Raw genomic sequence first — 26,537 nt, forward strand, 5'->3', positions numbered from 1 at the left:
ACCGGCATGTGTAGTCTGAAAAAGCCATGGCTTTTCCTCCTCTGTTTGTCCTCGGTGCCCAATTCACAACGAACTGAGCTGGCCAAGGCATCTCGCCAAACAGTGGAAACGGACCCGGTGGCTACACCCTTTACCTAGACGCGATAGAAATCTCGTCTATCGCGTCTGCTTCGCCCGCCGCCCGCGTCTCTCCCCGTCGCCGGGGCCCTTGCGGCCTCTGCGGAAGAAACGGTAGAGAACTTTCGTCCTCCGCGCTTTGACTGCCGCCAAAGCTGGGTATGAGAACTTCTTCCGTCTTTCACACAGTCTTCAGATGGGGATGGCTGTTTCCCGTTTCAAGGATTAAGTTCGCTAAAAGTGAACTTTTTTTCGACAGCGTAAGCCTTCTCGGATTGAACGCCTGCTTTCAACCGCGATCTATTCGATCCTCGGTATCGCAACGAAGGTCGGCTCACCGTCCCCGCTTCAGGCAGCTTGCTCATATGGCGCGTGTTTGTATCGCGGGACAGGGGGCCGGCCCATACGGCAGTGTTCAGGCGCATTCCAAGGGAGAAGTTCGTCATATCTGCTGCGAGGCAGCTTCTGGGAAATTTGGTTCAGAACCCAATACAGGTACTCATAGCTGTCCACACCGTGCGTCTTGCAGGTTTCAAAAAGAGTTGAATAGATAGCCCAGGCATCTGCACCATCAGCGCTTCCCGCGAACAAGCTATTCTTCCGCGTCCGAATGATCGGTTTGAACTGCCTCTCCACTGCATTGGTGTCGAGATCCAGGCGCCCATCGTGAACGAATTTGGTCAAGCCAGTCCACCGCTTCAGTGTGTAACGGATTGCTTTGGCCACATTCGATTCAGAAAGATGGCGGGTCAGCGCTTTCTCAAGCCAAACCTTGAACTCATTCAGTATGGGTTGCGAACACTCTACTCTCACACTGACCCTGGCACCAGGGCTGTGGCCTCGAATGCTATCCTCAATCTTATATAATCTCCGTATAAATCCCATTGCGGTGTAGGCATCGTCTGTCTCGGTGATGATGGCTGCGTCTGAATAGTGTCGTCGCGCATGCGCCCAGCAGTCCGCACGGTTTTTGAAGAAGTTGTAGCCGGGATATCCATCGGTTTGGAGCAGTTCACTATAGTCACCGAGGATTTCTTTGATGTGATATTGCGCTCGTGTCGGCCGCGCGAAATACACCGTCATGGGCGGGCTGGTCCCGCCAAATGTACTGTCATCACGCGTGATTGCATACATGTAAAACTTGGCCGCCTTCCCGTTCCAGAAGAAAGAATAGACACCGGCGTTTCATCCATGAGCAAACGCGTCGATGATTTGAGCAGCATCTCAATCATTCGCAGACAGATTGGTGAAAGCGCTTCCAACGCAACTCGATTGAGATACCGGTTAAAGGTAGACCGACTCATCGTGATGCCGTTGTTTTGCAGCATCTGCTCTTGGCGGTGGCAGGGCAGCCCCCAGAGAAACTTGTTGACCGCAACGCCAGCGATGAAAGTGTTATCGATGTTTCCGCCTGGGAAGACTTTAGGTACAGACGGAACAGAATACATGCCTCTAATCCGGCAGCGGTAATTGGCGTACCACCGGACCTCAGTTTTATATTGGGCGGGTATATAGACGACTGAATTGCGCGGCTTGAAGCTGCGAAAGCTGCCGCCACACCCGCAGGGACATTTGTTGTCTGCGGTCTTGAACACGCGATCCGTTTTCACGGCATTCTTGGCCCAGTTCGCCTTACCCTTGCCTTTGGGTTTTGGTTTCGGAGCACGTTTTTTCTTCATTTTGTCCTGCGAACTTTTCTCGCCGGACTTATCGGGTTCTTGCCCGTCATCTTTCGCCTGATCGGGAGGGTTATCTCCTTTCGGGCCATGCGCATCGCGGAGCATTTTTGCTATCTTACTCTGCAGATGCCCATTCTGCTTCTCTAGCTTCTGGTTCTTTTCGAGCAGATCGTTAATGAACCCAACAACATCGTCAAAGGTCGCTATCAGATGCTCGGCAAAGGCAATCAGTTTGTCATCTTGCGATGACAACATCTCTTCAAAGATATTCTGATGCCTTTGCAGAGGATCCATAACCCAGTTCATCCTTCATGCGCGGTAAGCGCAGCAGTAGGTCGCGTCCGGCGAGCCGGACGCGATTGCGCTTGATTTCCAAGCGCGGAAATGGGATGAAAAGGGAAGAGATCGTGGTCGACTACGATTTTACGAGCCCGGTTATGGATGCCAGTCCGCCGGGCTCAACCTTTCCAGAGCCTTGTGTTTAAGGCCCCATCGATTTGACCTCCTCGGTTATCTCGGATTGGGCGTAGCGTTCCGGGAACAAATCCTCTACTCGCTGGTCCAAAATGGAAGCCAGGTGCCTCTCAATTTTCTCCGAGCGGCTTTTCCCGAGCGATACAGAGCTTACGGCGCTCGGTCCGACACCGATTTGCTTAGCCAAATCCGCTAGCCTCAGCCCTCTGATTTCTAATTCACACTTGATCCGCGCGTGCCTTGCGCGATCGATAGGGATATCAATGTGCTTCATGAGTTCACCTCGCGAATGAACTGGATTTTGCGACTGCTCCAGATAGAATCGATTGTGTGCGGGCCGGTCAAATCTTTTTATCGATGCCCGAAATCTCAAAAAGACTACATGCAAAAGGGGCATGGAAAATGAGAGCCGACGAGAAAGCCGCATGCAAACATGCCCGCGATATTTGGGAAGTTCAAAACGACTACACAGGTTTCCGCAAATTAGACCTAGCGGCAATAAAACGGTCCCAGATCCAGCTGGAAAAAGATGGTGATATTCGTGCGTCCGTGTGGTTGAAGGACAAAACAGGGTTGCCTTTCCATTTCTCACCCAAGCATCTCATTTCTGACTTTCGCGCCATACAATCCCTTAAAGAACTGTGCGAAACATACTATTGCTGCCGTAAATCTCTTTGGAAGTTGCTTGAGCAACTCGGTCTAGACCCATGGGGTCGTGTCATCAAAGATTATGAAACACCCAGGTCTTTGGAGCAGGTTGCAAAACGTCATGGTTTGAAGTCAACGACGCTTTCGGATGGCTTGAAGCAGCGTGATGTTCCAATTCGCTCCGGAAGAATCCCGGTCCAACTAGATGCTGCGGAAGTCCAAGATGCATTGAAAGACGATCCGTCAATCAACGAGCTTAGGCGGAGGCTGCAGATCTCTTGGGCAAAGGCGAAAGAACAGATGGATAGATAAAACCGTGAAAAGTGCGATGCGCACATTTGATGACTTTCGCTCCAGGTTTGCATCAAAGCGCGGGAGCGATCCTTCGCCAAAGCGCCATGCTTCTTGCGATTGCAAAAACTTGGTATCTCAATGCCAGAACTTCACAAAACTCGGGCGGCTTTGGTGAGTGGATGTACGCGCCGATGACCTCGTAACGCGTACACCCATGGACTTGATTACTCGCCCAGTTGTTGCCTCAACACTTTGAGCAGCTCTTCGTCAAACCCCTCATTTTGTTGCTTCCTTGGTTCGCCTTTGAATTCCCAATCGCGATCGAACCTATCTATCTCGATGACCATCGCCACCGCTTCGCCGTTTTTGAAGATCGGCACCAGCCAATGCTCCGCCTTTTCGAGCAGTATTTCCCCGATATCGCCCAGATCTTCGACATTCACTTTCTGTCTACGGAGAAAGTCGCGTCTTGCATTGTCCATTTGGCTTCCTTTCTTTGAACACACCTGTCCCTAGTCCGACAACATGTCGGACTGGTCGGTGCAAGAAGCGGAATCGTCATCAGGACATTGGAAGGACCACGAACTTGAAAGGCTGATCTACAGCGTACGATGCTTGATGCGGTTTTCCAAGAGTAGACCAAGTGCACAACCCTGCGCTGCCTTCTCGGACCATACCGAACCGCGAACATCGTTGAACAGGTGTTATGTGAAGCGATCTCGGTTGAGTGGTAAGCTCAACTGCTGGTCAAACGCACCATCACCGACTCCGAAGCCGCCGTTCGCGCAGACCGCAGAAAACGACGGCACTGAGCCCTTTGCAGTCCTCCGCTAGCACGACTGATGTCGCCAGCGCCGCACGTCGAGAACCGCAGAAACCGGGCGTTGGATTTCCCTGGCAGGAATGGTGCGAGAGCGGACACATCTGTCTTTTGCAAACGCGCATATTGCTAAACCAGCATTTGTTCTCATGCGCAGCATGGTCTTTGCTACGTTGCAGCCAGCATCATCATACTGATCATGTAGCGGCCACGTTTTGTTTGGAACTGTAGCCACTCTTTCGTTGCTGACTAGCACATAAGTCAGAGAAAAGTTAAAAGACGACTTTGAAAAGACCCGCCACTTCAATCCGGAACGGCCCAATGTATGGTTGCGGGAATACCCACATGGTCCGTATCATCTACAGATTTTGACTTTAATTCAAAACTCGGTGGGCATCCCCAGTGCACATGAAACCGGTAACCTTGTTGTACTCCGGGAGTGGCCGTTTCGCCTGGAGATCATCGACCCTCAAGTCAGAGGTTTGCCATTTCGTACGACATAAAGAGTTACAGAGCGACCAAGTGCATCCTTGGCCAAACACAGGATCTGTACATCTACGCGTACAGCTTTCAAATGTCTCTTTGCCAGATATCACACTGCGTTGCCATCCAATTGGGTAAAAACCGCAGCCAAATGTCGGTTTAATCTGCCCAAACGTTGGCATGTCGCACACACGCGCAGTTTTTACATATTCTGGAAGCTCAATCGGGCGGAGGTTTTTCGTTCCGGTGGTCATGTCAAGGATGACAGTGATTGGTGAATCCGGGTCTCTGTCACAGATTATTGTGCTCCCAGCGCTATCGATTTGATCGCCCTTCTTAAATTTTTGAGGTCGGCATTTGTCCACCCCGGAAATTTCAAAGGTTTTTATATTGGATGTGAAAGGCAAGCCGTCATTTGTATAGACAATTTTGTAGACGATCTCTGCGGGGTTTAGCGTAGGTTGAAGATAGTGGCTAACTCCGGCTTTATTGTCACGGATGCACTGATTCCAAGCGCCGATAATCACAGACGAAGCTTGCTGTACGTAACCAACAACTTCCTCATCTGATAGTGACGTTTGTTCGTTCGACTGACACAGTTTCTTTCGGGCAGAACCATCGAGGTAGCCAGGAACCGAAAAACCGCCACTTGCTTGATCACACTGTGCAGTTTTTACCATGCGGTAATTCTGACTAGCATCAAAGGTTCTATGTATATCAAAAACGCCTCCTTGAAGCACGGCATTGCACAAGCTTGATTGTGCGTTCGCCGACGATGCCGAACACAAAGCCGCTCCGAGAGCCAAAATAATACACACGTTCTGCATTAGCTTCTTTTTTACCTCCAATTTTATCGCCATCGTTGAAACTCGAAAGTGCAATACGTTTAAATCGTGCCGACATAGGAACTTGTTCTCGAGAAACAGTTCACAGATACTATCCAGAGGAATTTGTGGAACCAGCTTATCCGTAGGTTGTACTAAAGCTTAGGCTGAAGTGCTGCGCGCGTTCATCCCCCAAATGGGGGATAGCTTCTGAACCTACAACGGGCTTACTTACTTAGACTTAGAGAAACTGGGGAAATGAAGATTGAAGACGCTGAAATCGCAATTGCGGCGATAGACGCAGCGACATGCCCGGAGAGATGGGACGCGCTATGCGACGTTGTTGCGACTCGACTGGGCGCTAGAGCTTTCATGCTTCAGGAGTACAATGTGCTCCAACATTCGACGCCAACCTTTTACGCGTCCCAGACTATGAGAACTGGTGAAGGCCGACAGATTCTCGAAGAAGTTGTTGCAGGTCATAGCAATACCATCGAAGAAAGGAACGGATACGCTTCTTTGGCAAACACCACTCCTGGAACTGTGCTGGGTGAAGCAGAAGCCTTCGGCTTTGATCCATCGGGGCCGCCACCAGTGAATCCTACTCGTGATAGGGTGTTTGCGGTGACGGGAGGCACATCGAGAAGCGCGTTTCAAGTAAACCAGATCGGCCCTTGGATGGACGTCGCAATTACTTGCGACAAGCAAAACGACTACAACGCATCAAAACAGCTCAAGAGTTATGCACCCGCGCTTTCCGCAATTCTACAGAAAACGCTTGAAGCCAAAAGAATAATCAACCGGCTAACCCAAAGCTACTCAATTTTGTTAGATTTGTTCGACCGACTCAATTTTGGAGTGGCGTTTTGCGATGCAACTGGTGGCGTAGTTGTCGCCAACGAAAAGCTGCGTGAGTGGCTTGGCGAAAAAGACGTCATTGTTACGGTTCAGAACAAGATAGAAGCAGTCAAAGAAATCCATAAACCAACCCTTCGTGCGGTTTTTGGAAAAAGCGTTTCCTTAGGGCTCAAACCGAGCGAAGCGACGTTGTCGCTTGCTGGTCGATCAGGGCAAACGTCTTTGGTAATCCACGTTACGCCTGTCAATGACTATGAGATACGGCGCGGGCGAATTTTGATGTTCATTGCTCTCGATCCTACCGAACAGAAGCATCTGACCGCAGATGGATTGGCTCAAATTGGTAGCCTGACGCAAGCTGAGACAGAAATCTGTGATCTACTACTCCGTGGGCTAAGCACCGCATCGGTGTCCGAGTTTCGTGGTACAGCATTGGAAACGGTAAGAGGGCAGATCAAATCGATCATGCAAAAGCTAGATTGCGAACGACGCTTTGATCTTGTTCGCTTGGCGATGGTCACAAGCCCCAAGCTTTTTCTGAACAGCGGCGATTAAATCTACTGGAACAAACAGGATTGCGTTCAACAAATGGACCTCCAAATCACAATTCCGTGGTGCAGTGATTTACTAGGTCGACTGAGTTGGAATTGCGAAACTCAGTACTGAATTTCTGTTCGGGGTTTCGGGTGGTAAATTTAACTCAGAATGGCAAACATCAGTTTGTCCCGCGCTCTGCGAATTTGAGCCTACCTGATCGCTGCGCTAAGTTCGAATGACGGCTATTCTCGCCGCACATCAGCATTCCTATCAAGATACGCGAAACGGTTTTTCCGCTGCGAGCGCATGCAGTACAAAGTCTCAATAACTTGGTTGGGCTCGCTGCCGACTTTCTCCGGTGGACCTAAACAAGCTGATTGAGTCCATACCGGAAGCCTTGGTTTTTTGCTCTGCGTTCAAAGCACAGACTCAAATACAACGACATCAACTCTGTTGCAGGGATCGGACGTGAGTTCGCTGCAGCGCTGCAAAATCAATGCTGCTTTTGCGAGGCGCTGCTGCGTAAGCAAAGTGCGAAAACCCAAGGTCGGGTTAGTCCGCGAAGTGTGAGTTCACCACGGCTCAGAATTTGCGGTCGCAGCGAATGTCTCCTCTGACGGGCCGCGCCGCAGCAATCTAGTTGCTGAGTGAACGGCAGGTTTGGGCCGTCCGTGTGATCAGTGCATAGCGGGGCAGAGGCCGGTGCCGCATTGGCTCTGAGGTCAGCTGTGAGCCCATAATGTCCGATGCTGCGCAGTGCACAAAGGTCTGCTTCGGTGAAATCTGTTGAGCTCTGCACTTTTGTTGAAACTCACTCGAATAAGTGCCATGCTAAGCATAATTTTGAACAGAAACTTGGCAAAATCTGACCGAAGGATGGATTCACTCCTTTGATTTACGTTTACTATTTTTTCTACCTTCTGGCTTGGATTTTCGGGGTAACGCGACGAGGCAATGATGCCGCGAAAACCAAGAGAATTGGTGTTTGGCTAACCGTTATCTCTCTGCTTACTACGGTTGCCTTTTTTGTTTTGATAAGCGGCATAAAAATGGGTGGCCTTATTTTTGGTGCCATACCACTTTTTCTTCTTTTTCCCATACTCGCTCTTGGAATTGGCCTTGTCACGTCAGCAGTTGCAAATGACCTTGCAAACCGAGACCTGACGATTTCTGCCCATGCCGTCCGGGTAATCTCGTTGGTCGGCCCTTCTTTGGCAATTCTGTTTTTATGGTGGAACCAACACATAGATGAACAGCAGCGCAGGGATGACTTGGCTGCTTTCCAGGCTGGCGAGCTTGCTGGGCAAATCGGTGACGAAGAGATTCGTTTTCCCGCAAGTCCACAGCTCGAGACCATTCATTCGTGTAGGGGAGATCAGCACTGCTACACGAAATTTTGGCGCAGTGGAGACACACTGCAAGACATGGTTGCATATGGGGCGGGCGAAGTCAGTTTTACTGAAATTGAGCTGATCCCCGTGCATAGCACATGTGACGGTCCCACCGCGCCACTGAACGCATGCTTGAAACAGTCCGAACTTCAGAGATGGTGTGAGACAAGGGTGGCGCTTTCTGAGAGCATCTGGTGCCTGGGGAGGCCAAGGCATAGGGTGGTATTCTCGCCTGTGTCTGAAGGCAATTTGCGGCAACTCCAGGAGGAAAACTGGTTAGGTGCTGATACAGATAGCCTCGGGACAGATTATGTTGGCGATCCTATTGCAATTGAATGCAATGCCCGCCGAGATGAAAGCATACTGAGCAGTCCTCACCTTAGTCGCTATTGCCGTGTCAAGTTTAGCGTTGCTGCTGATGTGATTGCCGCTGTCTATCTTGATAGGTTTGAGACTTCTGAAATGAAATCGCAGGCAACAACCATGTTGGAATATGCGAGTGTAATCTGGGCGAGCGTAATCCAACAATGATCGATCCAAGCGTGCCAACGACGTCGCTTCGTTTTTTAGGCGAACGCGTTTTGAGCAGACATTGATGCAAATACAACAAAGGTCTGCTTCGTCCGCACAGCCGACATTGGCTCCTTATTGTGAACTGCCTAAAACAGCAGAGCATATCCAAGAATTAGGTACCCCTTTGAAAACACAGCTATTGTAAGGGCAAATGGGAGCGATCAGTCGAGAAGACCCGCACCGGCTGCCCCTTGAGGGTTACCTGCCAAAACGCACAACATCTGGTGAGCGCCACAGATTCGCCTTATTTCATTGGCGATTCGTTAACTATGCGACCGCGAAACTGATTGACATTTCGTCGTAACCCCCCCAATATGGGGTGTGTGACCAAATCGACCGAACCCATACCACTAATGACTCCGCAGGCGTTTGAGAGCGCTGTGAAGAACTATGCCAAGATGCTGCACATGGTCAATCCGACCGTGCACTGTCTTGAGCGGATGCGCGAGCGAGACATCACGCCCCGCATGGTTCAACGCGCGATTTTGAACGGTTCGCTCAGAAAGAACCCGTGTTGGGATCGCGACTGCGCCGATTGGGTCGGCGAAATGCAAGGGGTAGCGGCAGGAGTTGAATTGGTTGTTGTGTGTGCCATCAAAGACGGCGTGATGACCGTCACGGTGGTGACGACCTACCCGGTCGGACGCACAACTTAAGCAAAGCGAGGGGCATTGGTCCGAATGAATGGGCTGATGAAAGGATGAGACATATGACCGATCAAGGATATCATTACGTTGAAAGTGGTCTGCCAAACATCTTCTTGGCGAATGGCGTGACCATGACTGAGACGCCGCGCGGCGTCGTCGTGTCCATCGAACACGCGGATGAACTGCACCATGCGATAGCTATGTCTATCGTCAGCAGACCATCTCCGATGACCAAGGATGAGTTCCGATTCCTGCGAATCGAACTCGACCTGTCGCAGCGCCTGCTTGCGGATATTCTGGACACAACTGAGAAGACGCTTGCGCGCTGGGAAACTGGGGAAACCAAAACGATTCCCGGTCCGGTTCAGAACCTGTTGAAGGCGTATTACCTCGACAGCAAGGAAGAGGGTCGGATCGCCGAGCTTTTGGCGCATCTCGCGACGCTGGACCGCAAGATCGTAAGTCTGGAGAACCGTATCTTCGAATTCGAAGGGGAAGAGTGGCACGAAGCACAAGCTTCCTAGTATTTCCCTGAAAGACAACCGTGACGCCGCCCTGCAGGGCGGCGTTTTGCGTCTAAAGCGCTCCCTTTAGTGAACTAACCGTTGTAGAGTTCTTCCTCTTCGTCCCAGCGCTCCTGTTGACGTTCCCAGTATTCCGCTTCCTGAGCCTCCCAACGCTCCTGCCTATCCTGATAGATGGCAAATATATCGTTTGCTGTAAGCTGGTACTCTTCGGCCAGATCATGCACACTTTCAGGATTGCGCGTGTAAGCCTTCCAGATCTTGTCCATCTCTTCGGCTTTGATCTCAGTTATCCGAGAAAGCGGCACATCTAGGATTTCGTGAATCTTTTTGTGCGGAACACCCTCCCATCTAAGCCGAAGAACTTCCCTTCGCACAACTTTGCGGTGCGCGAGGTAATCCCGGTGCCTCAGTTTCTTGGTCCATGCCGCTATAACAGGCTGATGATTTTCAGAAATAAAATCCGTCAACCCTTTCAGATCAAAGTCATGTCGCAGCATAATCAGAGCAAGCTCATCTGAAATTTGATGCTGTTTGTCCTTTGGTTTCACCAAGGCCAAGCTCCTTATCGTTGAGCTACAGATTTACTGATTTCGACAAGAACTCCCACCACGACACCAGCGAGTATTGCTAGCATACCTTCATTGATGGCTTCACCGGTGTTCGCCGCAGCTAACAAGGCGCGCGCAGCGGCTTCATTATCATCCGCGCCAAAGGCCAGGAGAAATCCGAGTGCCGTCCTAAATGCCCTAAGGCGACTAGCACCCAGGCTATGACCGAACCAATCCTCGTGAAAATCACTTTCTGCTCCTTATTGTTGACCTTCGGAGGTCTGCTTTGAGCCCAGAATAACCGATGCTTCAGTCAGCACCGATTTCGCCAATGCGCAGGAAATCGAACTTTGCGGAGCCATGTGATACAGACCTTTGAACGATCCAAAACCGACGATAGCGTTAGGCGCAGCGGATGTCTGCTCCAATCTTGTGTCGGTCACATATCTCGTAGAGTCTTAAGTTTCAGATCAATGGGATGCATCAACCGAGACCCCGGGCGGTTTGGTCCAGAAATGTCGCCTAAGAACTCAACCAGTGCTTGCTTGTAAGGTTCACCATCTGAGGCAATGGTCATGACACTTAAGTTGCCGTGAAAAACAATAAGCGCTGCAATGATCGACTTCATATCAGTGTTATAGTGCAACCAGAATTGGCCATCCGAAGTCTTTTTGCCTTGCTGTAATTTAGAGAAATTTGGCAGGATTCTTAGATGGGCATGGTAGGCCTCTTGACTGAGGCCAGCATTCAAATACCACTGCGTAAACAGCGTGCCATCAAGCTCTATCGGTCGCCCTGTGAGTTCTGCGAACGCAGCTAAAGCCATCTTACCTGCGAATGCGTCTAAGTGCGCCACCGTACTTGGACCATCCACTGTGACCTCGACCACATCCCTCAGCAATCCACGGCTTTTAACCCAGCACGACTTTGCCTTATTATTTGAACTGATTTCTTGATAGGCGCGAGGTGCGTACTTCTTTGCTGATGGCAGCACCTTCTTCATTTGCTCGAACTGCCATCCATCTTCCTCGAAAGGTTGGATCAATGACAGCATCTGCGCGACGGCGTCAGCTCCGCGACTTCCCTCATTGCAATCTGAACATGCGGGAAATTCCCAGCCACTTGAACGTTGTTTGTCTTTGAAAAGACCTCGTGGCGGCATGTGCTCGAGCGTGCTTGCGTGGGTATTGGGGCAATAAATGCACCGAGGGTGTGAGGAAAGGATCTCTTGCCGCCGACGACTTCTGATTTTCGCCTCTCCCACGATCAATGCTCCTGCCGCGTCCGCGTTACTAAATTGCAGAGCCGCGGAGTTTTCTATGCCTTTCGATAGCGCGACTGAGGCTTACGACTCAAGGGATAGGCCGAGGAAAATTCTGTGCCTTCCAGTCCACATGTAACCAGCGGTAGAGCAACTAAATTCTGCTTTGGGCTGTGTCAGGTCATTGGAAAGCAAACACCGAACGGCAACAAAGTCCGCGTTCCAGGCACTAACGGAGTTGCATCAATCGTCCGCATTTTTAGAATTACTATCTGCTACAGCTGCGCGCTGATTGATCAGCTCGGAGCTAATTGTCGTCCAACATTTCGTTACGAAACTTCTTGAAATCAAAATTCTCATCTAGCTCACCAAGAGCCTCAACTTTCCTTTGGATCAGTTGCATGCGCTCACGAAGGCTCTGTTTGTCACTCAGGCTGGCGAGGTGAAATTTTAGTGCGTCGCGAACGATAGCGTCATCATCGATAACGCCTGTCACTTCCCGCAGTTGTTGCACCAAGTCGTGAATTTGATTTGCAATCTTCTCTTCCATTCCCAACGCCTTGTCAGAACTCATGCAGCAGTAGGCTTGAACGGTCTTGCACCAACGACTCGTCTCCAATCGAGACCTTCAAAAAGCGCTTCAAACTGCGCTTTGCTCATAGTCATCATACCGTTTCGAAGTCTTGGCCACACGAAGCCTTTGCTCTCGATGCGCTTATACGTCATCACGAGCCCGGTTCCGTCCCAAACAATGAGTTTGAGCCGATCTGCACGTTTGGAGCGAAAAATGAACACAGCACCGCTAAAGGGGTCGAGGTCAAATTCGTTCAGCACGATAGACGCTAGACCATCCATACCTTTGCGAAAGTCCACAGGTTCGGTCGCTACGTAGAACTTAAAATTCCCGGACGGTGTAATCATACTTCGCCCTCAAATGCTCGGATCAGTGTCGCCAGTTTCCCAAGTGGGTAACTGGCGGGAAATAGGACCTCGCAGCTACCTCGCTTGAAGATGATGTTTTCTGACGCGACTGGGACAGTTTGCTCACGAGAGCTGACTTTAATCTCAGCAAACGACGGTTTGGATTTGGATTTTAACGTGGAATGCGGACCTGACGCCTTTTTCTCGGACGTTTTCTTCCACCTGGCTGCAGTCTCCTGCTTTACACCACAGGTCTTTGCTACTTCGTCAACAGATAAACGACCAGCCCTCATACGCTGTCCCATTTCATCTTTAAATTTTCGGGTCCACAGACGACGGCGTCTTTCCCAACGGGAATTGAGTAACCGTAGGCATGGAAGACGTTTTCGATTTTTGGTCACTGGCGAGCTCACCTAAAGCTTGAGAATTCATGATGCCTGTATCCTTTTGGAGGCATCATAAACTGATCTCGTTGACCTAATCAGGTGCTAAATGTGGGGCTACATGCAACGCTTACCATTTAGCGCCTCGGAAACTGACATAACTGGCAAATTGATGCTCCAAGTGCTCGGGGCTATTTCAGAGTTTGAAAGGGGGCTCACTCTACAACGACAACGTGAGGGCATAGAGAAAGCAAAGCTCGCTGGCCGTTATCGTGGTCGTCCGCCAGCAGATAATCGAACCGAGATCCAACAACTCTTGAATAGTGGTCTCAAGCCCCCACAAGTAGCTAAACTGGCAAGGATTCACCTATCGACCGTTTACAGAATTAGAAAAGAAATTCTGGCTATCAGTAATTCCTGAAGAGACTTGCACCAAAAACAATTTGAAATAATGGCTAACCCAAATGGTGTTTGATTGAGTTAAATTAGGATTTCAAAGACTCAGTTTGAACCGGTCAAGGTATTGTCGGCAAAAGTCGAATTGTTTTCGTTCCAGCAACTTCTTCCAGCACTTGGACACCCATTTGGGTAAGGAAAATTTTCTTTTGCCGGGTCCCTGCTACCGGTTCTTTCCGTACCCAATGCAATCCCGACTTCCCTCTGACACCTGTACTAAGGATATCACAGTGCCTAGCGGCAGTTGGATAGCTTAGCTCTAAGTCTTCCGCAATTTGCGCGATGGTTGGTGCATTCTCTGCTCCCGGCTTCGTCGAGCGAGCGATGTGGATGAAAGTATGAAGCGCACCCACAGTCATATCTGCTCGCTCGTTTCTACATCTGCGCAACAGAGTTTCCAATTCATCGAACGACAGCTGTTCCGCTTCCAAGAAGCTTCGCAACTCTTCTGATACGGCAACTGAAAAGCCCAAAAACATGAATAACATGGCTGACCTCCACGCTTCTATGGGTACGCATAAAAAAGTTGTTGCGCAACATGATTTCTAGTTGTAGGTAGTATCTATGCGTACCCATAATTTAAATTTCTTCGTAGGTTACATGATATTTTGGCGTTTTTGAAACTGCCAAAATAGTCCTTACGGGCTTCCAGTCATGCTGAACACACGAAGGTTTTTGCCTTGGCCCAATCTGAATACGACGAACTAACCATCACAATCACAGCCGCCGCCAAACGTCTCGGCGCACCCAAAGCTGTGGTCCAAAGAGTGGCTGATGAACTCGGACTGCTCATTGTTTTTGGAAACCGCAGGAAAATCGATCCAAACGACCTCAAGGAGATCATCAACGCATGCCGCAGCACGCAAAAGGCCCCGCCTCTATCGCCGCAAAGACACGGGTATCTACCTCATCCGCGACACCGGACGCGGGGAGTGTTCAACGGGCACAAGAGACCGCTCAGAAGCTGAAAGCGCTCTCGCCATCTACGTCGCAGAAAAAAGTCGACCGCCGGGTCCACTCAGCGAAGACGAAATGACTATTGCAGAGGCGCTTGCATTTTATGGTGAAAAGCGTGCAAAGAAAGTGAAAGACCCTGCTCGAATTGGCTACGCTATCGCCGCGCTGCTGCCCTATTGGGGGGCCTTGCCAGTATCGGCAATCACTGAAGAAATGTGCGAAGCATACGGCGACCAAAGGTTCAAAGTTGTAAAACGCGACCCGGCTACAAAGGAAGCGCTGGAGTTCGAACAGTGTTCAGAAGGCACCATTCGGAAAGAGCTAGGAACCCTAAGCGCAGCGCTAAATTTCTGTGTGAGTAAAAAACGCCTCCTAAACCCTCCGGAAGTACACCTTCCTGAAAAGCCGCAACCGCATGATCGCTGGTTGACTCGCAATGAAGCAGCAAAGCTTCTGCGAGCAGCACGACGCAATCCTAGAACCAAGCATCTGGCGAGGTTTATTCTAGTGTCGCTGTACACAGGAACACGAAAAACCGCGGTTCTTAGGATGCGCTTCATGGCCAACACGTCGGGCGGCTGGGTCGACACAACAGGCCGAATTATGTATCGCCGGGGCTCCTTGGAGACCGAAACAAAAAAAAGGCGACCACCAATTCCAATCCCTTCACGCCTGCTGGCACATCTAAAACGCTGGGAGGCCTCCGGAAGTCGTTGGGTTGTTGACTATAAGGGCAATGGCGTCGGATCTGTAAAAAACGCGTGGAAAACAGCTGTTGAAGCAGCGGGCCTGGAAGGAACCGGAGTTACGCCGCACACATTGCGCCATACAGCAATCACTTGGGCAATGAGGACAGGCCGCGCCAACACTTGGGAACTTGCTGGCTTCTTTGGTGTAAGCCCGCAAACTATGCTTCGTGTCTATGCTCATCACCACCCAGATTACCAAGAAGGTGCAGCAGATGCCGTCTCAGCTGGAGGACGGAAACTGTGAGACCTCACGCTTTCAATCGAAAAGGAACGTCGGAAATGCGAACAAAGCATGGAAAAAACAAAAACAAAAAGAGTAAAAAAGTGTTTGAACTGTCTTCGGGAGGCAGGGGTCGGAGGTTCGAATCCTCTCACTCCGACCAGCAAAACAAGGCGCCTGAGGGCGCCTTTGTTGTTTTCAGAGGATTGGCCGCAACGATATCCGCAACGTTTCGTTCGATAGATGTGCTCAGTTCGTTCACTACCGGCATACACCAACTACCGAATTTCGCATTAAAACCGCTCAGATAGATACTTGTAGAGGCGCTCACCCTGAAGCTTATCGGTGGCAGGGTTGGTTCTAACATAAAGGTGTCGTCCAAAAACGCTGGCTCCGTTCCCTTCTGCGCTTTCACCAACAATACCTTTTGCCCGTCATCTGAATGATCTGCTCGTCTGTGAATCCCGCCTTCATGTGTCCATCCTCTGGTTGGGCGGACTCTACACAAAACTGGAAGAGTTTCAGGGGCTCAGGTCACCTTAGGCGCAGACGCTCCGGGTACTCTTTCAGGAATAGTTCGGGTGGTTTGCCCTCCCAAACTTGCGCATAAACTCGCATCTTGTTACCGCCATAAATCTTCGCAAGGTCCTCATTGGTATAGCCCCGCGCCCAGAGATCATCGGTGACGGCAGCGAGGATTTTAGCCAGTTCGCCGTTGCCCGTCGCGCCCCTGTTGAAAGCATCGATCATGTAGCCGCCGTCATCATACATGGTGGGATTGGCCTTGGCGAAATCCACGACCAACTGGGTGGAGAACATATCATCCGAAGCAATACCTACATGATCTACGCCGATCAGCTGGACGTAGTAGTCGATCATGTCCGCAGCCTGCTTGGGCGAAATGTCCTCGGGCCAGATCCCGTCCATCATCCACTCGGTGAATGTAGGCGCGACATAGCCACCGGACTCCGCCGCTCGGATCGCTTCTTCATCAGTAATGTTCCGATAGCATCCCTTGGGTGAGGCCTCCGGCGCATCTTTGTAAAGACCGGCGGGCAACGAATGGGTGTAGATATAGGGCACTCCGGGGTAGTTTTCGTCCATGTAGTCCATGGCGTCATTGGCGGTTTTGATGCCGGTATGGCTCAGATCGAGCATAATGCCGAAGCGCACCATCTCGTCGATCACCGACTTGCCCCAGCGCGTCAGGCCGATATCGAGCCCCTTCTGAGCTGCAAGCCCGCCAGACCCTGTCCGGAAGATGTCGTTATAGGCAAGGTTCATGGATTTGATACCCATGTCCTTGAACAGCGCCATTTTCTTCAGATCTCCATCGAGGATTGTCGCTGTCTGGCTGTTCCAGATAACGGCCGTCTTGCCCTGAAGATGCGCCGCCTCGATATCACGTGTTTCGTTCACTATCACAAACTGGTCCGATTGCTCCGCCATGGCGGCCCGAAAGTGATAGTGCTGCTCCAGCAGGGTGTCGAAAGTCATATCGGCGGCGGCCAAGGTCATTTCATGACCGGTGATACCGTTCTCGCGGGCGAGCGCGAAATAGTCGTGCAACTGTTTGTTTTCGGTCCAGCCGGTGCCATAGGGGCTGGCCAGCATGCCGATTACGATCGTGTCCATGACGAACTGTTTTGCCTCGGGCGAGGCGTCCCATGTCTTGCTTTCCTCGCTCGCCCGTAGAGCGCCACCAAGGGTGACCGCGATAGCGCTGATGGCCAACAGAGTCTTCATGACAAAACCTCCTTAACTGTTTTGCTTTTAGCTGCCACTTTCGAACCACCTCAAAAAACGATCCGTGTTCTTAGGCCGAAGAGAGTAATGCTATCCTGAGTGGGGTTCAGCAGCGGATCAGAAATGAACTGAAATGACGGCGTGATCTGCAGCCCGGGCGAGATTGAAAACCGGTAGAATGCTTCGAGCGTGAATTGGTCACCGTCTATGCCTCTTGCCTCGGCCCAGTTCAGGCCCAGTCCCGCCAAATCGGTATTGCGACCATAGTAGCCCAGACCTGCAGAGATAGACCGGTCATAAAGCGCTGCGGCCCCCTTTGAGGCCCCAGCCCGAAAGAACGGCATCCACTTGTTGTCGACGAACCATGCGGCAGAGAACGCAGCGCCGTAGTCTTCCGCTCGACTGCCATCGTCAGCCGCATCCGCATGCCAGAGGGTCAGATGGATATTGTCGAAGTAGATGCGATCAAAGCCGGAGGTGTAACCAAGTTCGAGTGATTTGAAGAGATTGCCGTCGCTAAACACATCAAAGTCTGGATCGGACGGGTCGGCGTTTGCGTCGGATACGCTGGCAACGGCGTAAAGGTTTTCACTCAGCTTTACCCCACCGGCAACACCAAGGCCTTGGTTGGGCGTGTTAATTGTTGGGTTGGTATTGAAAGACAGATTCTGGAAACCACTATAGGAGCTTACCAACCCATAGATATCCACAAAGTCTGTTACATCAATCTGCCCGACTTGCAGCGTCCATGAACCGTTCTCGGTCCTTTGGGTCCAGAACAGGTTAGTCAATAGCAGACCATTGTCGTTGAAGGCTGTTCCCGTGATTGAAAGGGCTCCGCCATCCAGCCCAAGGAATTGCGGAGCAACGTCCGTATAACTGTGCCGGTCTTCGATCTTGAACGTTAGGGAGCCCCGTTCAGTGGCCTGCCAACTGCCGTAGAAACGAGCGATGCCGCTGGCGCTTCGCCGGTTCCCAGATCCGCGTTCGTGGTTTGACCCAACACCAAGTAATCAATGTTGAACCGAAACCCACCCTCAGCCAGTCGGTCTTTCCACCCAAACCAACCCGGTGCGATGTTGCGCGGAAAATCGGAACGGTATTGTGGGTCGGTCAGCCCATCTCCGGGCTCTAGATCAGCCTCGACCGAAGATGGCCCAGATAATCCCTGAGCCGACGCTGCGCCAGCGAAGGCAATGCTCAATGCGGCAACCAAAAGTCTTATCATTCAGGCGCCCTTGCTCCGCCGGTCTTGCGATTTCCCGCCGCCCGGATGCGATCAGCGGCACGCTGCTTCCATTCCAGCCTATCTGCTTCAGTTTCCAGAGTTTCGACACGTTCCGTTTCCAACTGGAAAGTCGCGATCATCGGCATGAGGCCATCCACAACCATCATATTCTGAGTGGAAGGATCAATAGTGAGCATGCCCGTCAGCCGAACGGGTTCGTGGAAATAGCTAGGCGTCCAGTCTCCATTCAACCGCACACGGATCATCTGGTTGGGCGGAGGTGGAGGCATGTGACTGCACATCCCGCGTTCTGGTACCAAATACGCGACAGGCCGCCCGTCCGGATCATTCGGAGCAGGAATGGCAAAGCCCGCGATTGTGATTGTTTGACCATCGAATTGTGGATTTCCGTTCGTCCCAGCCTTTCTTCGACGTTCCATGACAACCTCGCGCTGATCGAGCAACCAGTCGACATCAATTCCATTAACTGCCAAGGCATCCTCAGTTTCAGTCAAAAGCATTTGCCACTTTTGCCTCTCTTCTTCACTGCCACCATCCTGCTGCAGCTTGCCACGCAATCGCACGACGTAGAGGACATCGTCGAATTGTTCGGGGCTGAGATCACGGTAGGGGTCTTTAAAGATCTGCCAGAATGGGTCCGGCAGGTCTGCCCAGTCTAACGCGGTATCGGGCGTCGCCATGGCAGACTGTCCACACCAAACCAAGCCTGCCAAAACTACGGAGCGAAACACATGGTGCATAGATGCTCTCCGGCTCTTTAGAGGTGTCAATCCAGTGTGTTTTTGTAGATGACGCCGTCCTTCATGATCAGGCGGATTGTTTCCGGGCTGTCCGGCCTCGGGTCCGCACCAAACCACTGATCACCCGTTCCGACGACAGAGAAGTCTTCGAGGGGGTTGCCGTCTATCAGCAGGATGTCGGCATAGGCGCCTTCTTCGATCACACCCAGTTTTCCGGCGGTATACGGGTTCATGAAGTCACCTGACAAAGCGACCACCTCGCCACCTGTCGATGTCAGCGTGACCATGGATGTGGAAATTCGAAAAACTCGTTGTTCAGGTGCTTTTCATAGGCAATCTGGATATTGCAGGCCTCGACGGAACCAACACAGTCGGTCTGGAATCCTCGTTTCACCGGGCATTCCTTCATATTGTCAATGTAGCCAGCAAATGTTGCCGAGGCGGACTTTGCTTTGGCAAGGCTCGACGGGACGTTAGCCACTGCCGGAATATCAAGCAATCCTGGATCAAAGGCCGTCAGGTTGGTGGTAATGTATGCCCCTTTTTCGTTCATGACTTGGGCAATTTCACAGTCAAACGAAAAGCCGTGTTCGATTGACATCACACCTGCATCAAGCGCACTGAGGATCGCTTCCTTACGATAGGAATGCGCCATGACATAGCTGCCGTACTCATTTGCCACTTGCACGGCGGCCCTGATCTCTTCGGGCGATCCAGCCAGCAATTGCCATGGGTCGAATGCCGAAACGACGCCCCGGATTGCATGAACTTCAACTGTGTCGCACCCATGCGGAAATTGTTGCGTGCAAACCTGTAAACGTCGTCCACCCGCTAACTTCCTGCGCCATGTTCAGACGGCTCATGTTGGTCTCCGAGCCCGGTGGAGCGGTGAAATTCGCGAAGTCGGCGTGACCACCTCGCGTTCCGATAAATGCACCGGACGGAAAGTAACGCGGTCCGTCAATTTGGCCTGCGTCAATTGCGCGGCGTAACCCGCCATTGGCTCCACCCGCGTCCCTGACTGTGGTGAAGCCCTGCATCAAATACATCTCGGCCATCCGCGCACCGTGTATGGCAAAGTCTTCCCACGTTGTGTTGGCCTCCATCGCGGGCAAGGTCGGCCCCATCAGCATCAGGTGCGCGTGCAGTTCGATAAACCCAGGGGTCAGGGTCCGTCCCTCTCCGTCGATGACCGCGGCATTGGGGGCATCGATCGCATCAGTTGAGACGGCCTTGATAAGGTTGCCCTCAACCAGAACGCTCGCATTTTCGATACGCTGTTCATTGACGCCGTCGAAGACATGTACGTTGGTGAAAAGCGTTTGGGGTTCTTCCTGATCCTGAGCGTGCGCGGAGGTTCCAACAGAAAGACCGGCAGCGACAATTGCCACCGAACAAAGAGACATTCGCAGACCGGACATAAGTGCTCATATTCATGTTCTGCCAACTGTAGTCCGGAAAGTTTTGCCTCGGTTGCCACTTTTGAATTAGGATGTTCGAATGTGATAATAAAAATGGCCACTGAATATAACTGCTAATCCTCACAAGGATGACGAGCTTGCCTTTCAACGCCACCTCCCGAGCATAGCGAGGGCTTTATTCGCCTCTCCTTAGCTGCTCCGTTTTTGCAATATCTCACCGAACGTAAGATCAATCCGCAACCAGCACTGGATCAGGTCGGCTTGAAAGCCGAACTGTTGACCGACCCATCCGTGTTCGTTCACTCAGAGCTGGTCTACGGCTTGGTAAATGCCTTCTCAGAAGTGTCAGGGGACCGATACCTTGGACTGAATGTAGGCGAGACGTTTAACCTGCAAGAGTGGCCTCCGTTCGCTCAAGCCCTGCAAACTACAAAAACGCTGTTCGAGTTCTTTACCCGCTTTGTTGGGCTTGTGCCGCAGGAATCCAATTCTGTACGGCACAGCCTTATCATTGAAGCGGACAAAGCGACTTATCGTATCGAGAGGCAGCAAGAACCAACTGTTCCACCCGTTCAGGTGACCGGTTTTGGAGCCGCAATCTATGTACGTCTATTGCAGACCGTCGTCGGCGATTCCTGGGATTCTTCGCGCGTACGATGGGAAAGCAGATACATCAATGGTCTACCGATCGACTACAAGGGGATCGAGGTTGGCCTTGGACCCGATCCCGGAATGCAAATTAGTTTTCCTGTGGAATGGTTGTTTTTGCACCATGTCTCTGACGGCTCTGCCAGGCCAATAGCCTCGCCGCAACAAGATGAAGAAGTAACCGTGGTGGCTGCATTGCGCTCTGTCTTGCGCGACAAATTGGATGAAACCGATTTGGGGCCGGAGATGGTGGCCAGGTTGCTGGGAATACAGCCGGAACGGTTCCTGAAAGCGCTTCAGCAGCAAGGCACAACGCTACCCCGCGAAATCAAACGGCTGCGTGTCGATATTGCCAAGAAGCACCTAAAAGAAGACCGGATGACAATTGCGGAGATTGGTCTGATGCTTGGCTATTCCGACAAGTCCCACTTCACTCGCTTTTTCCGAGGTCAAACCGGAATGACACCGACCAAGTTCCGCCTTGGCTTGTAATTAAGTTGCAAATACCCGGACTGGTTATCCACTACTTAACAAGTGCGGGCCGACAAGACAGTGTCTGACTTCAAACACCTTCAAATCGGCGAAAAGCCAAAGCGATCAACCCGGCTAGGACCATATAGACCAAGGCCAACAACAGAAGCGGTTCGTATACGATAAACGTGTCAGATCGAACCCGCGAAGAGACGGCGTAAATCTCGACCACCGTGATCGTTGCAACCAAGGGTCGCCTTGAGCTGCAGGATCGTTTCTCCGCCCAAGGTTGGCAGCACGTTGCGCACAGCCTGGGGCAGCCATATCCGGCGGAACATCGTAAAACGTGGCATTCCAAAAGACTTTGCAGCCTCAAGCTGCCCTTTCGCGACACTGGAAAACGCACCCCGCATGACCTCACCTTCATAACCAGCGAAGGACAAGGTCAACGCAAGCACCGCGTAAGGCCATGCTTGGCGCAGGTAGGGCCACAGCTCTGACGACCTTATCCAAGGAAACTGCGGAAACAGCGAACCCAGTCCGTAATACAACAGCCAAATCTGCAACAGCAGTGGTGTGCCACGGATTATGGTGCAGAACACTCGGGCAGGTGTCGCCAGGTACCAAGGGCCGATCGCCTGCGCCAAGCCCAGCGGCACCGCCAATAAAAACCCCAGAACGGTTGTCACCACCAGCAGCCAGATCGTCGTCCAAAGGCCCTGCAACGCCAGCGGCGCGTATTGCGGGATCCAATCCCATCGCAGCGAAAAGGCACACCAGATAATCAGGGCCGCAAACAACAGCATCATGACGATGCGGTGCGGCTGCATCAGCGCTTTCACGGTGATCATGAGGAACCCCCTTTCAACGAAGGCTGGCCACGGCGCGCCCATTTCTCAATACGGGCAAAAACCGCACCCGAGAAAAGGGTGACCATGAGATACAGAAAGCCCGCAGCCAGAAAGAAGGTAAAGTAAGCTCGGGTACTGCTTGCCGCCTGTCGTGTTTCAAGTGTCAATTCACTGAACCCGACAACAGCCAGCAAGGCCGTATCCTTGGTCGCGATAAGCCACAGATTGGCCAAGCCTGGCACCGCAAATCCCATCATTGCTGGGATCGTCACGCGACGCATGATCATAAATGCGGGCATTCCATAGGATTTTGCCGCTTCGATTTGCCCGACCGGAACCGCCTTGATAGCCCCACGAAGCACTTCGGTGGCATAGGCCCCCTGTACAACGCCCAAGACCCAGATGCCTGCGGCGACACCGCTGATTTCAACTCGACCTCCTCCGAACGCCTCAGAGATCTTGTTGATGATATCGCTGCCGACATAGTACAGGATCAGGATCAGCACCAGTTCGGGCACCGCCCTGATTACCGTTGTATAAATGGCAAGAAGGTCACGTGTGACCTTCCCCCCATAGAGTTTCCCGTAGGCACCGAACAGCCCGATTACCAGCCCCATTCCAAAAGCGCCCACGGCGATCTGCAGAGAATTGGCAAGCCCGCGCAACAGGTTGCCGCCCCAGCTTGACAGCGACAGCAACTCGGCGCTGGCGCCGAGGCCCAGTGTCTCGAATAGTCCGGTCACAACAGCGCCTTAGTAGATGCTGGTGGTGAAATAGCCCTCGGTGATTTTCTCGTGCGTGCCGTCAGCCAGGATCGCCGCGATCCCTTTGTTCAGCGCTTCCAGAAGCTCGGTATCGCCCTTACGTACACCTGCACCTACACCACGGCCCAGAATGGCGGGATCATCCGCAACGGCTCCTTTGATTTCGCAGCAGCTGCCATTGTCCGAGTTCACGAAATCCGCCATCGCGATGCTGTCTGCCTGGGTCGCATCAATTCGGCCTGCGAACAGATCTTGATTGGCTTCGTCCTGAGTCTGGTAGACTTTCAACTCGGCGTCCTTGAAGTATTCCTGCGCATAGGCTTGGTGAATCGTCGAGGCCTGAATGCCAATAATCTTGCCAGCCAGCGATTCAGGCGTAGGCTCGATATCAATTGATTTGTCGGCAACAATCACCGCAGGCGTATTGTAGTACGCATCACTGAAGTCGATGGTTTTCAACCGGTCTTCGGTGATCGACATCGAGGCCATGATCGCGTCGATCTGCTGACCGGTCAGGGATGGGATGATGCCGTCCCAGGCAACAGGCGTAATCACGCAGTCCAGCTCGGCCGCGGCACAAACCGCTTCGATTACCTCGATTTCCCAGCCGATCCAGTTGCCCGCGCTGTCCGGCGAGGCGAATGGTGGATAGGGTTCAGCTGCAATACCAATCTTGACTTGCTCGGCTGCAGCACCGCCTGCCGCCAGCATGGCTGCGGCAGAGATTGCAGTCAGGAATGCTTTGATTTTCATAAGTTTCTCCATGTTGATAGTGTTTATTTTTTTGTTTTATCCGACCGAGCTGAGGAATTGTTTCAGCCGCTCGGATTGCGGATTTCCGAAAAGCTCGGGAGGTGGGCCCTGCTCTTCGATACGACCTTGATATAGGTAGACGACGTGGTTCGCGACCTCGCGGGCGAACTTCATCTCATGCGTGACCAGCAGCATGGTGCGCCCCTCAGCGGCCAGGTCACGGATCACGGTCAGAACTTCTCCGACCAGTTCAGGGTCCAGCGCGGATGTGGGTTCGTCAAACAGCATGGCAGACGGATCAACGGCCAACGCCCGTGCAATCGCGGCTCGCTGCTGCTGACCACCCGAAAGGTAAGCGGGAAACGTGTCCTCTTTACCGCCTAGGCCAACCCTGACCAGCAATTCGCGCGCGCGCTCGATCGCTTCTGCCTTTGGGACCTTCAGGACATGCACCGGCACCTCGATCACGTTCTCTAACAAGGTGCGGTGCGTCCACAGATTGAATTGCTGGAACACCATCGCCAGTTTGGTGCGTATACGTTCGATTTGCTTCTGGCTGGCCGGGCTGCCATCTGAACGCATCGCGACCTCTTCGCCGCCTATGACGATTTTGCCCGACGTTGGCGTCTCCAGAAAATTGATGCAGCGCAGCATGGTCGACTTACCAGAACCCGAACCGCCGATGATCGCAACAACATCACCTTGATGCGCGATCAGATCTACGCCTTTCAGCACTTCTAAATCGCCAAAGGATTTATGCAAATCCTCCACCCGGATCGCCTCACGGCGGGTGTCAGGTTGCTGTGCTGATGCGGCAGCGGCTGTGTCCATATTTTGCGACCCCAATTTTCCGATTGCAGTAAGCCGTGAACATCGTAATTATGCAAGCGTATAATTAATGCAATCAGCGAAAACGAACCAGTTGTGAGCGAAGAACGCAAAAAATTCAGGCGCGAGTCGGCCGAATCCCGGCAGGAAGCTTTGATTCTAGCCACGCTGGAACTGATTGCCGAGCAGGGCGTGCGCGGCGCCACGGTGCGGGGAATCGCAGAACGCGCAAATGTCACGGGGGGGCTGATCCGCCACTACTTCAGCTCCAAAGAAGATCTGATCGTCGCCGCCTACGAGCACCACATGAACACGATGACCGACCAGACCTTTGCACCTGCGACGGGCACAGAGGTCGGCGCGCAAACCAGGCTGGTCGCTTTCGTGACGGCGTCTTTGACACCACCCGTTGTCGACCCCCGCGCCATCGCCCTGTGGGCCAGCTTTCTGAACAAGGTGCAGCACGACCCGCAGATGAAAGCGACGCATGAACGGACATATGCCTATTTTCGGGACCAGCTTGAGGAACTGATTGCAGCCTCGCTGAACGAAGTTGACCGGCCCGCGCCCCCTGCCCGTTTGCGGCAACTGGCCATTGCGTGCAACGCGGTGATCGATGGTCTGTGGCTTGAAGGCGGGGCGCTGCCGGACGCATTTGAACAAGGTGAACTGGTTGAAATCGGGCTGCAATCCGTTTCCGCCATTCTCGATTTGGATCTAACGCAGGAGAGCAAGCCCAAATGAGGCTGACAGCAATCACCGAACGGCTGGCCGGATTGGGCGGCGGCAAGTGGGAAGTCCACCTGAAGGCGCGCGCATTGGCCGAGGCAGGCGCAGATCTCGTGGAAATGACGATCGGCGAACCGGACGTGCCAACACCGCAAGAGTTGTGCGACGCGGCGGCCTTGGCATTGCAATCGGGCCGTACCGGATATTCAAACGGGCGCGGAGAGGCCGGGCTTTGTGCAGCTTTGGCCGAAACATACACCGAAAGCCGTGGGCGGCAGTTTCTGCCTGAAAACATTCTGTGTTTTCCCGGCACGCAGACAGCGCTTTATGCGGTGATGCAGGGCGTTGCCGAAGCCGGGTCCGAAGTTCTGGTCGGCGATCCCATGTATGCGACCTATGAGGGCGTCATCCGCGCCAGCGGGCTGAACCGGTTCCGGTGCTGCGCGCTGAAAACGGGTTTCGACTTCAGGCCGACGATCTTGCCGCGCGTATCACGCCGCGCAGCCGGGCGATACTGTTGACCACTCCTCACAACCCGACGGGCGCGATCCTAGCCGCGGAAGATATCAGTAAAATCGGTAAAATTGCGCAACAACATGACCTGTGGATCATCTCGGACGAAGTGTACGAGCATCTGGTGTTCGATGATGCCAACTTTGTGTCGCCGCTTTCTGATCCGCAGCTGGCAGACCGGGTCATCGCGGTATCGTCGATATCAAAATCCCACGCCGCCCCCGGTTTTCGCAGCGGCTGGTGTGTTGGCCCAGCCGAGTTTTGTGCAGCGCTTCTGCCGGTCTCCGAGACAATGCTGTTCGGTAACCAACCCTTCATCGCAGACATGACGGAAAAAGCAGTCCGGGACGGATCGTCGGTTGCGGCGGGCATGGCGTCCCGCTTTGCAAGCCGCGCCCTGATCCTTGAACACGCTACACGCCGAAGCCGGGCTTGTCGTACACCGCCCAGAGGCCGG

Annotated in this window: 29 protein-coding genes and 3 pseudogenes; 10 read left to right on the forward strand and 22 right to left on the reverse strand. The window is 52.5% G+C overall.

The features are described from left to right. Window positions 1–465 precede the first annotated feature (465 nt). The 3 genes and pseudogenes from ACR3EG_RS03100 to ACR3EG_RS03110 all read right to left on the reverse strand — a co-directional run bounded on the left by ACR3EG_RS03100 (window position 466) and on the right by ACR3EG_RS03110 (window position 2,697). A complete protein-coding gene (locus ACR3EG_RS03100; RefSeq protein WP_480482870.1) occupies window positions 466–669 on the reverse strand; it encodes a transposase domain-containing protein in 204 nt (67 codons plus the stop codon). Next, window positions 652–2,102 (reverse strand): annotated as a pseudogene (gene tnpC / locus ACR3EG_RS03105) (IS66 family transposase); the annotation flags it as partial. The gene ACR3EG_RS03100 and the pseudogene tnpC, both read right to left, overlap by 18 nt. Before the next feature lie 175 nt (window positions 2,103–2,277). Continuing rightward, window positions 2,278–2,697 (reverse strand): helix-turn-helix domain-containing protein, encoded by a 420-nt coding sequence (locus tag ACR3EG_RS03110; RefSeq protein WP_480482819.1) that lies wholly within the window; start codon window positions 2,695–2,697, stop codon window positions 2,278–2,280. On the opposite strand from ACR3EG_RS03110, the gene ACR3EG_RS03115 reads away from it, so the two are divergent. Then, the gene (locus tag ACR3EG_RS03115) at window positions 2,673–3,230 is read left to right on the forward strand and encodes a hypothetical protein (RefSeq protein ID WP_480482821.1); all 558 of its coding nucleotides are present in this window, start codon (window positions 2,673–2,675) and stop codon (window positions 3,228–3,230) included. The two genes, ACR3EG_RS03110 and ACR3EG_RS03115, sit on opposite strands and share 25 nt — an antisense overlap. A gap of 206 nt (window positions 3,231–3,436) precedes the next feature. On the opposite strand, the gene ACR3EG_RS03120 is transcribed toward ACR3EG_RS03115, so the two are convergent. Further along, window positions 3,437–3,655 carry a hypothetical protein gene (locus tag ACR3EG_RS03120; protein WP_480481824.1) on the reverse strand — a complete coding sequence of 73 codons (219 nt, stop codon included), beginning with the start codon at window positions 3,653–3,655 and terminating at the stop codon, window positions 3,437–3,439. A 751-nt stretch (window positions 3,656–4,406) separates the two neighbouring features. Further along, entirely contained in the window at window positions 4,407–5,375 is a 969-nt protein-coding gene (locus tag ACR3EG_RS03125; RefSeq protein ID WP_480481826.1) for a hypothetical protein, read from the reverse strand. A gap of 222 nt (window positions 5,376–5,597) precedes the next feature. On the opposite strand from ACR3EG_RS03125, the gene ACR3EG_RS03130 reads away from it, so the two are divergent. The 4 genes from ACR3EG_RS03130 (at window position 5,598) to ACR3EG_RS03145 (ending at window position 9,869) form a co-directional block, all read left to right on the forward strand. After that, window positions 5,598–6,752: a hypothetical protein gene (locus ACR3EG_RS03130; protein ID WP_480481828.1), complete on the forward strand. Its 1,155-nt coding sequence runs from the start codon at window positions 5,598–5,600 to the stop codon at window positions 6,750–6,752. An 872-nt stretch (window positions 6,753–7,624) separates the two neighbouring features. Then, entirely contained in the window at window positions 7,625–8,656 is a 1,032-nt protein-coding gene (locus ACR3EG_RS03135; RefSeq protein WP_480482823.1) for a hypothetical protein, read from the forward strand. Window positions 8,657–9,021: 365 nt separating this feature from the next. Further along, window positions 9,022–9,354, forward strand: coding sequence for a DUF4258 domain-containing protein (locus tag ACR3EG_RS03140; RefSeq protein WP_480481832.1), 333 nt, complete (start codon window positions 9,022–9,024; stop codon window positions 9,352–9,354). 53 nt (window positions 9,355–9,407) lie between these two features. Beyond that, window positions 9,408–9,869, forward strand: coding sequence for a helix-turn-helix domain-containing protein (locus ACR3EG_RS03145; protein ID WP_480481833.1), 462 nt, complete (start codon window positions 9,408–9,410; stop codon window positions 9,867–9,869). 74 nt (window positions 9,870–9,943) lie between these two features. Here the strand turns inward: ACR3EG_RS03145 and ACR3EG_RS03150 are convergent, their stop codons facing one another. The 5 genes from ACR3EG_RS03150 to tnpB all read right to left on the reverse strand — a co-directional run bounded on the left by ACR3EG_RS03150 (window position 9,944) and on the right by tnpB (window position 12,602). Beyond that, window positions 9,944–10,420 carry a hypothetical protein gene (locus ACR3EG_RS03150; protein ID WP_480481835.1) on the reverse strand — a complete coding sequence of 159 codons (477 nt, stop codon included), beginning with the start codon at window positions 10,418–10,420 and terminating at the stop codon, window positions 9,944–9,946. A gap of 260 nt (window positions 10,421–10,680) precedes the next feature. After that, window positions 10,681–10,863 (reverse strand): hypothetical protein, encoded by a 183-nt coding sequence (locus ACR3EG_RS03155; RefSeq protein WP_480481837.1) that lies wholly within the window; start codon window positions 10,861–10,863, stop codon window positions 10,681–10,683. Continuing rightward, a complete protein-coding gene (locus ACR3EG_RS03160; RefSeq protein ID WP_480481839.1) occupies window positions 10,860–11,684 on the reverse strand; it encodes a hypothetical protein in 825 nt (274 codons plus the stop codon). The genes ACR3EG_RS03155 and ACR3EG_RS03160 overlap by 4 nt, the downstream gene beginning before the upstream one ends. A 304-nt stretch (window positions 11,685–11,988) precedes the next feature. Further along, window positions 11,989–12,231 carry a hypothetical protein gene (locus ACR3EG_RS03165; RefSeq protein ID WP_480481841.1) on the reverse strand — a complete coding sequence of 81 codons (243 nt, stop codon included), beginning with the start codon at window positions 12,229–12,231 and terminating at the stop codon, window positions 11,989–11,991. A gap of 20 nt (window positions 12,232–12,251) precedes the next feature. After that, window positions 12,252–12,602 (reverse strand): IS66 family insertion sequence element accessory protein TnpB, encoded by a 351-nt coding sequence (gene tnpB / locus ACR3EG_RS03170; protein ID WP_170779991.1) that lies wholly within the window; start codon window positions 12,600–12,602, stop codon window positions 12,252–12,254. Between the two features lie 504 nt (window positions 12,603–13,106). Here tnpB and ACR3EG_RS03175 point away from each other — a divergent pair. After that, the gene (locus ACR3EG_RS03175) at window positions 13,107–13,406 is read left to right on the forward strand and encodes a recombinase family protein (RefSeq protein WP_480482825.1); all 300 of its coding nucleotides are present in this window, start codon (window positions 13,107–13,109) and stop codon (window positions 13,404–13,406) included. Between the two features lie 94 nt (window positions 13,407–13,500). On the opposite strand, the gene ACR3EG_RS03180 is transcribed toward ACR3EG_RS03175, so the two are convergent. Next, complete coding sequence (locus tag ACR3EG_RS03180) at window positions 13,501–13,929, reverse strand: hypothetical protein (protein ID WP_480481846.1); 429 nt, start codon at window positions 13,927–13,929, stop codon at window positions 13,501–13,503. Between the two features lie 682 nt (window positions 13,930–14,611). Between ACR3EG_RS03180 and ACR3EG_RS03185 the strand changes: the two genes are divergently transcribed. Continuing rightward, window positions 14,612–15,391: a site-specific integrase gene (locus ACR3EG_RS03185; protein ID WP_480482842.1), complete on the forward strand. Its 780-nt coding sequence runs from the start codon at window positions 14,612–14,614 to the stop codon at window positions 15,389–15,391. A gap of 510 nt (window positions 15,392–15,901) precedes the next feature. Here ACR3EG_RS03185 and ACR3EG_RS03190 read toward each other — a convergent pair. From ACR3EG_RS03190 to ACR3EG_RS03220, 7 genes are all read right to left on the reverse strand, one after another. Continuing rightward, the gene (locus ACR3EG_RS03190; protein ID WP_480481848.1) at window positions 15,902–17,113 is read right to left on the reverse strand and encodes a dipeptidase; all 1,212 of its coding nucleotides are present in this window, start codon (window positions 17,111–17,113) and stop codon (window positions 15,902–15,904) included. Window positions 17,114–17,163: 50 nt separating this feature from the next. Further along, on the reverse strand, window positions 17,164–17,904 hold the full coding sequence (locus tag ACR3EG_RS03195) for a carbohydrate porin (RefSeq protein ID WP_480482827.1): 741 nt from the start codon (window positions 17,902–17,904) through the stop codon (window positions 17,164–17,166). A 113-nt stretch (window positions 17,905–18,017) separates the two neighbouring features. Then, entirely contained in the window at window positions 18,018–18,341 is a 324-nt protein-coding gene (locus ACR3EG_RS03200) for a hypothetical protein (protein ID WP_480482828.1), read from the reverse strand. Continuing rightward, window positions 18,338–19,042 carry a DUF3299 domain-containing protein gene (locus tag ACR3EG_RS03205; protein WP_480481852.1) on the reverse strand — a complete coding sequence of 235 codons (705 nt, stop codon included), beginning with the start codon at window positions 19,040–19,042 and terminating at the stop codon, window positions 18,338–18,340. The genes ACR3EG_RS03200 and ACR3EG_RS03205 overlap by 4 nt, the downstream gene beginning before the upstream one ends. An 86-nt stretch (window positions 19,043–19,128) precedes the next feature. Beyond that, window positions 19,129–19,389 carry a Xaa-Pro dipeptidase gene (locus tag ACR3EG_RS03210; RefSeq protein ID WP_480482830.1) on the reverse strand — a complete coding sequence of 87 codons (261 nt, stop codon included), beginning with the start codon at window positions 19,387–19,389 and terminating at the stop codon, window positions 19,129–19,131. Next, complete coding sequence (locus ACR3EG_RS03215; protein ID WP_480482832.1) at window positions 19,377–19,826, reverse strand: amidohydrolase family protein; 450 nt, start codon at window positions 19,824–19,826, stop codon at window positions 19,377–19,379. The genes ACR3EG_RS03210 and ACR3EG_RS03215 overlap by 13 nt, the downstream gene beginning before the upstream one ends. Window positions 19,827–19,872: 46 nt before the next feature. Next, window positions 19,873–20,523, reverse strand: a complete 651-nt coding sequence (locus ACR3EG_RS03220) for an amidohydrolase family protein (RefSeq protein ID WP_480482834.1) — start codon at window positions 20,521–20,523, stop codon at window positions 19,873–19,875. Between the two features lie 204 nt (window positions 20,524–20,727). Here ACR3EG_RS03220 and ACR3EG_RS03225 point away from each other — a divergent pair, with 204 nt between their 5' ends. After that, complete coding sequence (locus tag ACR3EG_RS03225) at window positions 20,728–21,663, forward strand: helix-turn-helix domain-containing protein (RefSeq protein ID WP_480482836.1); 936 nt, start codon at window positions 20,728–20,730, stop codon at window positions 21,661–21,663. 70 nt (window positions 21,664–21,733) lie between these two features. Here the strand turns inward: ACR3EG_RS03225 and ACR3EG_RS03230 are convergent. The 4 genes and pseudogenes from ACR3EG_RS03230 to ACR3EG_RS03245 all read right to left on the reverse strand — a co-directional run bounded on the left by ACR3EG_RS03230 (window position 21,734) and on the right by ACR3EG_RS03245 (window position 24,841). Further along, a pseudogene (locus tag ACR3EG_RS03230) lies at window positions 21,734–22,493 on the reverse strand (ABC transporter permease). Then, entirely contained in the window at window positions 22,490–23,236 is a 747-nt protein-coding gene (locus ACR3EG_RS03235; RefSeq protein WP_170356311.1) for an ABC transporter permease, read from the reverse strand. The pseudogene ACR3EG_RS03230 and the gene ACR3EG_RS03235 overlap by 4 nt, the downstream one beginning before the upstream one ends. A gap of 9 nt (window positions 23,237–23,245) precedes the next feature. Then, complete coding sequence (locus ACR3EG_RS03240; protein ID WP_480481859.1) at window positions 23,246–24,010, reverse strand: transporter substrate-binding domain-containing protein; 765 nt, start codon at window positions 24,008–24,010, stop codon at window positions 23,246–23,248. A gap of 36 nt (window positions 24,011–24,046) precedes the next feature. Then, window positions 24,047–24,841 (reverse strand): ABC transporter ATP-binding protein, encoded by a 795-nt coding sequence (locus ACR3EG_RS03245; protein WP_480481861.1) that lies wholly within the window; start codon window positions 24,839–24,841, stop codon window positions 24,047–24,049. A 93-nt stretch (window positions 24,842–24,934) separates the two neighbouring features. Here ACR3EG_RS03245 and ACR3EG_RS03250 point away from each other — a divergent pair, with 93 nt between their 5' ends. Continuing rightward, window positions 24,935–25,582, forward strand: a complete 648-nt coding sequence (locus tag ACR3EG_RS03250; RefSeq protein WP_480482838.1) for a TetR/AcrR family transcriptional regulator — start codon at window positions 24,935–24,937, stop codon at window positions 25,580–25,582. Continuing rightward, window positions 25,579–26,537, forward strand: a pseudogene (locus ACR3EG_RS03255) (pyridoxal phosphate-dependent aminotransferase); the annotation flags it as partial. The gene ACR3EG_RS03250 and the pseudogene ACR3EG_RS03255, both read left to right, overlap by 4 nt.

The organism is Ruegeria sp. AM7, from assembly GCF_056535965.1.

Bases quoted from the DNA above. Each gene is read 5' to 3' on its own strand.
- ACR3EG_RS03125 (WP_480481826.1), bottom strand. From the start codon at position 5,375: ATGGCGATAAAATTGGAGGTAAAAAAGAAGCTAATGCAGAACGTGTGT.
- ACR3EG_RS03165 (WP_480481841.1), bottom strand. From the start codon at position 12,231: ATGGAAGAGAAGATTGCAAATCAAATTCACGACTTGGTGCAACAACTG.
- ACR3EG_RS03245 (WP_480481861.1), bottom strand. From the start codon at position 24,841: ATGGACACAGCCGCTGCCGCATCAGCACAGCAACCTGACACCCGCCGT.
- ACR3EG_RS03185 (WP_480482842.1), top strand. From the start codon at position 14,612: ATGTGCGAAGCATACGGCGACCAAAGGTTCAAAGTTGTAAAACGCGAC.
- ACR3EG_RS03145 (WP_480481833.1), top strand. From the start codon at position 9,408: ATGACCGATCAAGGATATCATTACGTTGAAAGTGGTCTGCCAAACATC.
- ACR3EG_RS03200 (WP_480482828.1), bottom strand. From the start codon at position 18,341: ATGATAAGACTTTTGGTTGCCGCATTGAGCATTGCCTTCGCTGGCGCA.
- ACR3EG_RS03180 (WP_480481846.1), bottom strand. From the start codon at position 13,929: ATGTTATTCATGTTTTTGGGCTTTTCAGTTGCCGTATCAGAAGAGTTG.
- tnpB (WP_170779991.1), bottom strand. From the start codon at position 12,602: ATGATTACACCGTCCGGGAATTTTAAGTTCTACGTAGCGACCGAACCT.
- ACR3EG_RS03115 (WP_480482821.1), top strand. From the start codon at position 2,673: ATGAGAGCCGACGAGAAAGCCGCATGCAAACATGCCCGCGATATTTGG.
- ACR3EG_RS03220 (WP_480482834.1), bottom strand. From the start codon at position 20,523: ATGTCCGGTCTGCGAATGTCTCTTTGTTCGGTGGCAATTGTCGCTGCC.
- ACR3EG_RS03210 (WP_480482830.1), bottom strand. From the start codon at position 19,389: ATGGTCACGCTGACATCGACAGGTGGCGAGGTGGTCGCTTTGTCAGGT.
- ACR3EG_RS03130 (WP_480481828.1), top strand. From the start codon at position 5,598: ATGAAGATTGAAGACGCTGAAATCGCAATTGCGGCGATAGACGCAGCG.
- ACR3EG_RS03110 (WP_480482819.1), bottom strand. From the start codon at position 2,697: ATGCGGCTTTCTCGTCGGCTCTCATTTTCCATGCCCCTTTTGCATGTA.
- ACR3EG_RS03240 (WP_480481859.1), bottom strand. From the start codon at position 24,010: ATGAAAATCAAAGCATTCCTGACTGCAATCTCTGCCGCAGCCATGCTG.
- ACR3EG_RS03190 (WP_480481848.1), bottom strand. From the start codon at position 17,113: ATGAAGACTCTGTTGGCCATCAGCGCTATCGCGGTCACCCTTGGTGGC.
- ACR3EG_RS03205 (WP_480481852.1), bottom strand. From the start codon at position 19,042: ATGGCGACGCCCGATACCGCGTTAGACTGGGCAGACCTGCCGGACCCA.
- ACR3EG_RS03175 (WP_480482825.1), top strand. From the start codon at position 13,107: ATGCAACGCTTACCATTTAGCGCCTCGGAAACTGACATAACTGGCAAA.